At 40.3% G+C, this 6,463-nt stretch carries 6 protein-coding genes; 5 read left to right on the plus strand and 1 reads right to left on the minus strand.

Going from position 1 to position 6,463, the window contains the following annotated elements; translation table 11 throughout:
* Positions 1 to 5 precede the first annotated feature (5 nt).
* From Q0O89_RS05805 to Q0O89_RS05825, 5 genes are all read left to right on the plus strand, one after another.
* Positions 6 to 611: a hypothetical protein gene (locus tag Q0O89_RS05805; RefSeq protein ID WP_293730785.1), complete on the plus strand. Its 606-nt coding sequence runs from the start codon at positions 6 to 8 to the stop codon at positions 609 to 611.
* Between the two features lie 12 nt (positions 612 to 623).
* Positions 624 to 1,715, plus strand: a complete 1,092-nt coding sequence (gene ychF, locus Q0O89_RS05810; RefSeq protein WP_276984210.1) for a redox-regulated ATPase YchF — start codon at positions 624 to 626, stop codon at positions 1,713 to 1,715.
* 92 nt (positions 1,716 to 1,807) lie between these two features.
* A complete protein-coding gene (locus Q0O89_RS05815) occupies positions 1,808 to 2,248 on the plus strand; it encodes an isoprenylcysteine carboxylmethyltransferase family protein (protein WP_293730786.1) in 441 nt (146 codons plus the stop codon).
* A 9-nt stretch (positions 2,249 to 2,257) separates the two neighbouring features.
* Positions 2,258 to 3,154, plus strand: coding sequence for a homocysteine S-methyltransferase family protein (locus Q0O89_RS05820; RefSeq protein ID WP_293730787.1), 897 nt, complete (start codon positions 2,258 to 2,260; stop codon positions 3,152 to 3,154).
* A 17-nt stretch (positions 3,155 to 3,171) separates the two neighbouring features.
* On the plus strand, positions 3,172 to 4,581 hold the full coding sequence (locus Q0O89_RS05825; RefSeq protein WP_293730788.1) for a basic amino acid/polyamine antiporter: 1,410 nt from the start codon (positions 3,172 to 3,174) through the stop codon (positions 4,579 to 4,581).
* A gap of 254 nt (positions 4,582 to 4,835) precedes the next feature.
* Here the strand turns inward: Q0O89_RS05825 and pgi are convergent.
* On the minus strand, positions 4,836 to 6,463 hold a 1,628-nt coding region (gene pgi / locus Q0O89_RS05830), incomplete at its 5' end, for a glucose-6-phosphate isomerase (RefSeq protein WP_293730789.1).

A 6,463-nucleotide genomic window follows, 5' to 3' on the forward strand; every position in this document is an offset into this window, starting at 1 on the left:
AAAATATGAAAAAAAGTGTATTAATAACTCTTTGTACAATTATATTATCTGCTTGTTCGGCAAGAGCTGTACTTGTAACTAAAAAAGTTGATTATGATCCACAAAGTGAAGCTCGTATTCGTGTTTATAACAATAATGGCAATGCAACAACTAAGGTTCTTAGTGATACAAGTTGTCAAGATATTGAAGATAAAAAGAAAAAAGGCATCAGCCGTAATCCGTTTAGTAAAGATAATATGCACAATGGTTTACCTAAGCGTACATTGAAAAATATAAGTATTGGTATGCCATTGACCACTAGTAGTGTTCAAGCTCTGCAACGTGATTCATTCACTGATACAATTTCTTTTACGGAACAGCTAATTATAGCAGGTAAACCGACTTTTATCCGTGGCAGTCAATTTGATATTTATTCGTGCGATATTCGTGGCGAATTTACTCCTGAGGCGGGTAAAGACTATGAAATTTCTTACGGTACGATTGAGGTTCCAGAAAGTAAGACGGGATTAGGATGTGTATTATTTATTAACGAATTGGTTCCAATAACATCAGATGATCCAAAAGTAACAGCTAAATTGGGAAAAGAAATATCTTACAAAAAATGTAATTAATAGGAAAATAAAATGGGATTTAAATGTGGCATTGTCGGTTTACCAAACGTAGGTAAATCCACTCTTTTTAATGCATTAACTAAAGCGGGTATCGAAGCGGCAAACTATCCGTTCTGTACCATTGAACCAAACACAGGCGTTGTGCCTATGCCAGATCCACGTTTAGATGCGTTGGCGGAAATCGTTAAGCCAGAACGTGTATTGCCAACTACGATGGAATTTGTGGATATTGCAGGCTTAGTGGCTGGGGCAAGTAAAGGCGAAGGTTTAGGTAATAAATTCTTAGCGAATATCCGTGAAACCGATGCCATTGGTCACGTTGTTCGCTGTTTTGAGAATGATGATATTGTTCACGTTGCAGGCAAAATCAGCCCACTTGATGATATTGAAGTAATCAATACGGAATTAGCCCTAGCGGATTTAGATAGCTGTGAACGTGCTATCCAACGTTTACAAAAACGTGCCAAAGGCGGCGACAAAGACGCGAAATTTGAGCTTTCCATTATGGAAAAAATCCTACCGACCTTAGAAAATGGCGGTATGATCCGTTCTGTTGAGTTGGATAAAGATGAATTGCACGCTATCAAAGGTTATAACTTTTTAACCTTAAAGCCAACCATGTACATTGCCAACGTGAATGAAGACGGCTTTGAAAACAACCCTTATTTAGACCAAGTGCGTGAAATTGCGGCAAAAGAAAATGCGGTCGTTGTACCTGTTTGTGCAGCGATTGAAGCGGAAATTGCTGAGCTTGACGATGATGAAAAGATCGAGTTCTTACAAGATTTAGGCATTGAAGAACCGGGATTAAACCGTGTAATCCGTGCAGGTTACAAGCTATTAAATTTACAAACTTACTTCACTGCCGGCGTGAAAGAAGTGCGTGCTTGGACAGTGTCTATTGGTGCAACGGCACCAAAAGCGGCGGCGGTTATTCATACCGACTTTGAACGTGGCTTTATCCGTGCGGAAGTCATTGCCTATGAAGATTTTATTCAATTCAAAGGCGAGACCGGTGCAAAAGAAGCAGGTAAATGGCGTTTAGAAGGTAAAGAGTATATCGTTCAAGATGGCGATGTGATGCATTTCCGCTTTAACGTGTAATAACTTATACAATAAAGTTCTAACAAAATAGAAAAAAACTCACCGCACTTTTGACAAAATTTGTTAAAGTGCGGTTTCTTTTAGGAAAAATCATGAAATTGAAAATTCCACCACCAGTTTTATTTTTGCTCTGTATTGCCATTATTAAACTTCTACCGACAACAGAATTGTTAAACTTTACATTTTTGGTATTAGCAAGTGTATTGTTCTTCGTTGGATTGGTCATTGCTTTAGCTAGTTTATTAACATTTTGGCAAGCAAAAACCACTGTAAGCCCTAAAAAAATTGAACAAGCATCAACATTAATTACAACGGGTGTTTTTCGCTTAAGTCGTAATCCAATGTATTTGAGCCTTGCTCTTTGGCTATTGACGTGGACAATATTTTGCGAAACTTTATGGGGCGTGCTGGTAGTTATCGGTTTTATTGCCTATCTCACCGAATTTCAAATTAAACCTGAAGAAAAATTTTTAGTACAAAAATTTGGTAAACAATATTTAAACTATAAACAATCTGTTAGACGATGGATTTAAGGAAATTTTATGTCAATCACAATCTTAGATGGCGGTATGAGCCGTGAATTAATGCGTTTAAACGCGCCTTTCAAACAACCTGAATGGTCTGCCCTTTCTTTATATGAAAAACCTTCCGCAGTACAACAAGTACATGAAGAATTTATCAAAGCCGGTGCGCAAGTCATCACCACCAATAGCTACGCCGTTGTACCATTCCATATTGGCGAACAACGCTTTCATGCAGACGGCAAAATGTTGTCTGATTTAGCAGGGCGTTTGGCAAAAAGTGCGGTGAAAAATTCAGGGGTTTTAACCACCAAAATTGCCGGTTCTTTGCCGCCTATGTTTGGCTCTTATCGCGCAGATTTAATTGAGCAAGATCGTTTTGCCGATATTGCCCAGCCTATTATTGACGGACTTTCGCCTTATGTGGATTTGTGGCTTTGTGAAACCCAAAGTGCCATTATTGAGCCGGTTTCAGTGCAAAAATTATTGCCAAAAGATGAACGTCCGTTGTGGGTTTCCTTTACGTTAATTGACGAAAAACCAACACCGGAGCCGCAACTTCGTTCAGGTGAAACGGTAAAAAGTGCGGTGGAAAAAATGGTTGAAATTGGCGTATCTGCCATTCTGTTTAACTGTTGCCAACCTGAAGTCATTGAGCAGGCGTTAATTGTAACACGTGAAACATTAAAACAGCTTAATGCCACTCATATTCAAACAGGGGCTTACGCCAATGCTTTTGCACCACAACCCGAAGATGCGACTGCCAATGATGGCTTGGATGAAGTGCGTAAAGATTTAACCCCTGAATCCTATCTAGATTGGGCCAAAAAATGGACAGAGCAAGGTGCAACAATTGTAGGCGGTTGCTGTGGCATTGGTCGTGAATTTATCAAAGTATTAAGCGAAAATTTAGCATAGGTGTATAAGGATTTTTTATGTCAAACAAAAAAATCGGACTACTCTCGCTCACGGCGTTAGTGTTGAGCTCCATGATTGGTTCGGGTATTTTTAGTCTTCCTCAAAATATGGCGGCAGTGGCGGGGGCAGAAGGAATTTCCATCGGCTGGCTCATTACAGGCGTCGGAATTATCTTTCTCGGACTTTCTTTTTTCTTTATTTCTCGCCTGCGTCCTGATTTAGACGGCGGTATTTATACCTACGCGCGCGAAGGCTTTGGTGATTTACTCGGTTTTATGTCGGCTTGGGGCTATTGGCTCTGTGCAACTATCGGGATTGTGGGCTATTTAACCGTTGCCTTTGAAGGCTTGGGTGTATTTACCGACAGCGAAAGTGCGGTGATTTTTGGTCAAGGAAATACCATTGCGTCTTTCATTGGTGCATCGATTATCGTTTGGTTGGTTCATGCTTTAATTGCAGGTGGGATCAAGGAAGCGGCATCGGTGAATTTAGTGGCAACCTTTGTGAAAGTCGCGCCGTTGGTCTTATTTATTTTGCTGGGCTTGTGGTATTTTGATGTGGACATTTTCAAATCTGACCTAAAAGCCACCGCACTTGGCAACAGCACCACAGCGCAAGTAAAAGATACCATGTTAATTACCCTTTGGGTGTTTACCGGCGTGGAAGGTGCATCGATCTTATCGGCACACGCGAAAAAGAAAAGCGATGTGGGCTTAGCCACTGTTTTGGGCATTATTATTGCCTTAGGTTTATATGTCGCCATTACTATTCTGTCTTTAGGCATTTTACCCCGTGAAACCATTGCCAATTTAGCCAATCCTTCGATGGGACCATTGCTCGATGTGATGATGGGACCAACAGGCAAAGTGATTATCACGGCGTGTTTAATTGTGTCCGTATTAGCCTCTTATGTCAGCTGGACAATGTATTCGGCGGAAGTGCCTTATTTAGGTTCAAAAAATGGTGCTTTCCCGAAAATTCTCGATAAGCTGAATGACAACGGAACACCGATAAACTCTCTGTGGTTTACCGGGTTTATCGTGCAATTATGTTTGGTGATGGTGTTGGTGTTTGAACAAAGCTATAACACATTGTTGCTGATTTCCACCTCAATGATCCTGATCCCCTACTTCTTAATTGGGGCGTATTTAACGAAACTCGCTTTTCAAACGCAGGCAAAATGGTTTGTGAAATTAACAGGTATTATGGCGTCCATTTATGGTTTATGGATCGTTTACGCGGCAGGTTTGCAATATTTGCTTTTATCTGTGGTGCTTTACGTCCCTGGTATTGCATTATTCCTTTATTCAAATCGTCAATTTCACGGCAAAATCAAATTAACCGCTTTAGAAAAAATGTTGCTTATAATTATCTTGGCTATTTTTGCTTATGCGGTTTGTGTGCTGCCTGAATTATTAGGTTCATAATTCACAAAAAAATAGGGGCGAAAGATTTTTCGCCCCTACAAATGTTCATCAATCCCACGCCGTTTTTACGTTTGTGGACAGGAATAAAGCCTGTCCCTACGGGATCGTGATATTGCCCATTTTTTAATGTCTCACCTAAATCGTAGGGACACACTGCGTGTGTCCATTGTGATGACTGAGTGAGATTTGAGAAAATAACTGTAGGGGCGAAACATCTTTCGCCCCAAAATAATCACCATAAATTAAGGTGAAAATTAACGCCAAGCTTTGAATTGGTTGATTAAGCCATTGGTTGAGCTGTCGTGGCTTGAAACTTGTTCATTACCGGCAAGTTCAGGCAAGATGCGGTTTGCTAGTTGTTTACCTAACTCTACGCCCCATTGGTCAAAGCTGTAGATATTAAAGATAACGCCTTGTACAAAGATTTTGTGTTCATACAGGGCAATTAATGCACCTAAGCTGAACGGTGTGATTTTTTGTAACAAGATAGAGTTCGTTGGTTTGTTACCTTGGAACACTTTAAATGGCACAATATCTTTCACATCCTCTAAAGATTTGCCTGCTTTCACAAATTCCGCTTCCACTTCTTCTTTGGTTTTACCGAAAGCTAAGGCTTCTGTTTGCGCAAAGAAGTTTGAAAGTAATTTGGCATGATGATCCGCTAATGGATTATGGGTTTGTGCTGGCGCAATAAAATCACAAGGAATTAAAGTTGTACCTTGGTGAATTAATTGATAGAACGCATGTTGACCGTTTGTACCCGGTTCACCCCAAATAATCGGGCCGGTTTGGTAACTGTCAATCACTTTGCCATCGCGACCTACGTATTTACCGTTAGATTCCATGTTGCCTTGTTGGAAATAAGCTGCAAAACGGTGTAAATATTGGTCATAAGGTAAAATCGCTTCTGTTTGTGCGCCTAAGAAATTGGTATTCCATAATCCCACAAGCGCTAAGGTTGCTGGAATATTTTGTTCAATTGGCGTATGGCGGAAATGCTTATCCATTTCATGCGCACCGCGTAACAATTCCACAAAATTATCAAAACCCACAGATAATGCGATAGATAAACCGATAGCTGACCATAAAGAATAACGTCCGCCGACCCAATCCCAGAACTCAAACATGTTAGCGGTATCAATACCGAATTTTTCCACTTCTTTGGCATTTGTGGAAAGTGCTGCAAAATGTTTTGCTACGTGAGCTTCGTCTTTTGCCGATGCTAAGAACCATTCACGTGCTGAATGTGCATTGGTCATGGTTTCTTGTGTAGTAAAGGTTTTTGACGCCACTAAGATTAAAGTAGTTTCCGGATTGACTTTTTTCAGTGTTTCTGCGATATGAGTACCATCTACGTTAGAAACAAAATGCATGGTGAGGTGATTTTTATAAGGACGCAACGCTTCGGTTACCATATATGGACCTAAATCGGAACCACCAATACCAATATTGATCACATCCGTAATCGCTTTGCCGGTATAACCTTTCCATTCGCCGGAAATTACGCGCTCACAGAAGGCTTGCATTTTATTTAAAACCGCATTCACCTCCGGCATCACATCTTTACCATCCACTAATACTGGTGTATTTGAACGGTTACGCAATGCGGTGTGTAAGACCGCGCGATTTTCGGTACGGTTAATTTTTTCGCCACTAAACATCGCATCAATAGCGGAGTCTAAATCGCATTCCGTCGCAAGTTGACGTAATAATGTCAACGTTTCTTGATTAATCTTATTTTTTGAAAAATCGACTAATATTTCATTATTAAAAGTTAATGAATATTTAGCAAAACGTTCCGTATCTTGAGCAAACAATTGTTGAATGGTGGTATCAGCAAATGCGGCTTGATGCTGTTCTAATGCTTTCCACGCACTGGTTT

Source organism: uncultured Actinobacillus sp., from assembly GCF_945915845.1.
Taxonomy (GTDB): Bacteria; Pseudomonadota; Gammaproteobacteria; order Enterobacterales; family Pasteurellaceae; genus Exercitatus.

Bases quoted from the DNA above. Each gene is read 5' to 3' on its own strand.
- Q0O89_RS05820 (WP_293730787.1), top strand. From the start codon at position 2,258: ATGTCAATCACAATCTTAGATGGCGGTATGAGCCGTGAATTAATGCGT.
- ychF (WP_276984210.1), top strand. From the start codon at position 624: ATGGGATTTAAATGTGGCATTGTCGGTTTACCAAACGTAGGTAAATCC.
- Q0O89_RS05815 (WP_293730786.1), top strand. From the start codon at position 1,808: ATGAAATTGAAAATTCCACCACCAGTTTTATTTTTGCTCTGTATTGCC.
- Q0O89_RS05825 (WP_293730788.1), top strand. From the start codon at position 3,172: ATGTCAAACAAAAAAATCGGACTACTCTCGCTCACGGCGTTAGTGTTG.
- Q0O89_RS05805 (WP_293730785.1), top strand. From the start codon at position 6: ATGAAAAAAAGTGTATTAATAACTCTTTGTACAATTATATTATCTGCT.